Source organism: Vibrio sp. 2134-1, assembly GCF_033339495.1.
This window is the reverse complement of sequence record NZ_JAWOUS010000059.1, coordinates 1-3,127: the sequence shown is the minus strand read 5'-3', so window position 1 is coordinate 3,127 and position 3,127 is coordinate 1. Positions and strand designations below refer to the sequence as shown.

General features: G+C 41.1%; 3 protein-coding genes. All 3 read left to right on the top strand.

Features of this window, described 5'->3' with window-relative positions:
* Positions 1-558 precede the first annotated feature (558 nt).
* The 3 genes from R7R78_RS23705 (at position 559) to R7R78_RS23695 (ending at position 2,933) form a co-directional block, all read left to right on the top strand.
* Complete coding sequence (locus tag R7R78_RS23705) at positions 559-1,305, top strand: carbon-nitrogen hydrolase family protein (protein WP_180709712.1); 747 nt, start codon at positions 559-561, stop codon at positions 1,303-1,305.
* Between the two features lie 681 nt (positions 1,306-1,986).
* A complete protein-coding gene (locus R7R78_RS23700) occupies positions 1,987-2,337 on the top strand; it encodes a hypothetical protein (RefSeq protein ID WP_225474336.1) in 351 nt (116 codons plus the stop codon).
* A 149-nt stretch (positions 2,338-2,486) separates the two neighbouring features.
* A complete protein-coding gene (locus R7R78_RS23695) occupies positions 2,487-2,933 on the top strand; it encodes a hypothetical protein (protein ID WP_025510803.1) in 447 nt (148 codons plus the stop codon).
* Positions 2,934-3,127 lie beyond the last annotated feature (194 nt).

Here is a 3,127-nt window from a genome sequence, read left to right as displayed (position 1 = left end):
GCGTTGGTTTTAGTGTTTAAGGTGGTATGCGGCGGCTTAGGTATTGCGTTGCTCACACCTTAACAGAGCGTTATATGTACAGTTCAACCGAGCAGCAATATGTAGTGCTCGGTTGAATTGCAGCTTAAGGATAAGGGTCTTTGGTCGCATCTCCTTGACCAGTAAGAATATCCCAAGCTCTTAAAGGATGTGGTGTTTTAGAAAAGTTGGGACATGGTGGAAGTGAAGTTTTAGATTGGTTGGAATATATCTTTCCGCAATCGGAGCATTTATATGTTCCAGCAGACACATCGCTACCATACGGGACATTTTTTCTTTTTACCATTAGTAGGGTCCTTATTGTTTTTAACCTTCCTAACTTTAAGGTTATTTGCGTGTGATTTTTGTTATCAAGATCTCAGATATAAGCCTTTGCGCATATAACAAAGCGTTTAAGACGGATTCCCAACGCTTGGCATTTTCTGTTTGATTCAGCTTTAGTGGTTACGGCACAATGGTTTAGGTAAGGTGGTAGCGTTGCTCACCACTTAACGCGGCGTTATGTTTTAAGGAGGAAACTTGAAAGCTGGTGTAACTATAAGCTTGGCTCAAATCCCGATCGTGAGAGGCGACTTATGTGGGAATATTGAAAATCATATTAAAATGATCAAGAAATCATCTTCTTACAAAGCTGATGTTGTCGTTTTTCCGGAATTATCATTGACGGGCTATGAGCTAGACTTGGTTGCTGAGCTGGCTTTTTCACCTGAGCCGTTGAGTTTTAAAGAACTATCTCAAGCGTCAGTTGAAAATGAGATTATAGTTATTGCAGGTTGTCCGCTAAAAGCTAACAATTCCTCAAAGCCAACAATAGGTGCGGTAGTTTGTTTTCCCGATGGCTCAGTCCAATTTTATTCAAAGCAATATCTGCATGAAGGCGAAGAGAAGTATTGTTCTTTTGGGACGACCGATTACTTTTTTACTGTTAATGGGCATCAAATAGCACTGGCTATTTGTGCCGACTTCACAACACCGGAACATTCTCAGCGGGTTAAAAAGCTCGGTGCGGATGCTTATGTTGTAAGTGCTCTAATTTCTGGTAATGGCTTTACCCCTGATTCTAAAATCCTATCCGAAATTGCTTTAGAACACCGAATCCCTGTACTTCTAAGCAACCATATATCAGAAACAGGTGGCTGGGAAACTTGTGGTAAAAGTTCAGTTTGGGATTCATTTGGGAAGCTCGTTATTAGCTCTAGCGAAAAAGAAAGTGGTTTGGTTTTGTGTACCATTGCTGGCAATGAGCTCGAGGCTACTAAAACATAACAAACAATTTAAGAGTGATTCAGCACGCTTGGCATTTTTAGTTTGAATCAAGTTTAGTGATTACGGTGTTCAATTTGAGTTTGTGGCAGCGTGCTTCACACCTTAATTGGGCGTTAGTACGGGTTTGACATCATAGGTCATAAGTCTTGGTGTTTATCTGTTTTGGCGCTCGTCTTTACACCTTTCAGTTTGTACCTCCCACGTTCTTTCCGGTGGCACTATATGCGGAGTGTTTGCTTTGATTTCACCGTTTACGGCTTCTAACTCTTAGTCTATTTCTTTAGCGCTTCTTCATTTTCGTCGTGGCTTTTGAGAGAACCTTGATTACTTTTGGCGTGGCTGTTGAAGTACGAGGAAAGAATCCTTTTCTAATTTGAAGTCAGTAAAAGTAGCGGAGTTCAGTACGTTTTTCTTCTAGCCAACTTTCGTCTCTCTATCGATTTTAAGTTTTGTAGCTGCCCGTCTCACTTCAGTGTTCAAAGCCTTTCATATTATGCCACTTTTCAATATCTTGGAGCGCACAAATAGAAGTAGCGCATTTACTAACAAATTGCTTAAGAGTGATTCGTAACGCGTGGCATTTTTACTATGCGGTGGCTTATGATGATTAAGGCGCCGTGCGGTAGCTTTTGTATTGCGTTACTCACACCTTAGCAAGGCGTTATGCTCTAGGAGGGAATTTTGCTCAATTTACTGAAGAAAGTGGTGCTAATCAATCTTGTTGCAGCATTGATTGTTATTCTCTTAGCTCAGTTTGTCCCCTTCTTTGCTACTACTCAGCCAGTCGACTTTCTGTTCTTCGTTGTTATCGTGAACTGGGTTTTAGCAAAGTTTATGTGGGAAGGTGGCGTATATAGTAAAACAGCGCATATGGATGATTCTAGAACAGATAAAGTTTACAAAATGGTAGAAGGTCATGATTTCGAAGAAGACCAACGAGAGCAGCATAGAATGAACTTCCAGACAGGTTTGGTTTTCTTTATTGCAGGGCTTCCAGCGTTTATCACTTGCTTAATTCTCCAATTTCTTTGAGTACGAGCATAACAAATTGTTCAAGAGTGATTCGGCACGCGTGGCATTTTTACTATGCGTTGGTTTTAATGGTTAAGGTGGTATGCGGAGGCTTCGGTATTGCGTGCCTCACCCCTTAACAAGGCGTTAGGCTTACAGGGCGAGAAACTATGAAAATACTATATTCGGGCGGTCTACAAATCCGCTCTAAAGATGCACAAGAGCGCTTGTTAAATGTTGATACTTTCTTAGATGGTGAGTTGGCTTTCCACAACTTATACCGTGAAGTCAAAGCAAGTGATTTTCCTATCGCTCAGGATTGCTTTGGTGACCAGTTTTTTATTCGAGATAATTTGGTGGTCAAATTGAATGCAGAAACTGGTGAAATTGATGAATTTGGTTGTACTTGGGAACAGTTTTTGGCTTGGGTTGACGAGAACCCAATTGAAAGGCTTAGCATTCCGAACGATTTGGATTTACAGGCTGGCCAGTTGTTATTCGCGTACCCACCTTTTTGTACTGCTGAGGGAAATAATGCATCTATAAAAGCAATAGATGGTGTGGAGTTAATCAGGTTTCATGCTGATTTTGCAAAGCAGGTAAACGGCGAACTATAAGCCTAACAAAGCGTTTAAGGCAGATTCGCAACGCTTGGCAATTTGGGTTTGAATCGGCTTTAGTGTTTACGGCACAATGGTTTAGGTTAAGTGGCCGTGTTGCTCACTACTTAACGCGGCGTTATAGCGCACGATAAAATTGAATATGGATGGTCATGGATAATATCGAAAAAGAGCTCTATCAAGCAGCAATA

Bases quoted from the DNA above. Each gene is read 5' to 3' on its own strand.
- R7R78_RS23695 (WP_025510803.1), top strand. From the start codon at position 2,487: ATGAAAATACTATATTCGGGCGGTCTACAAATCCGCTCTAAAGATGCA.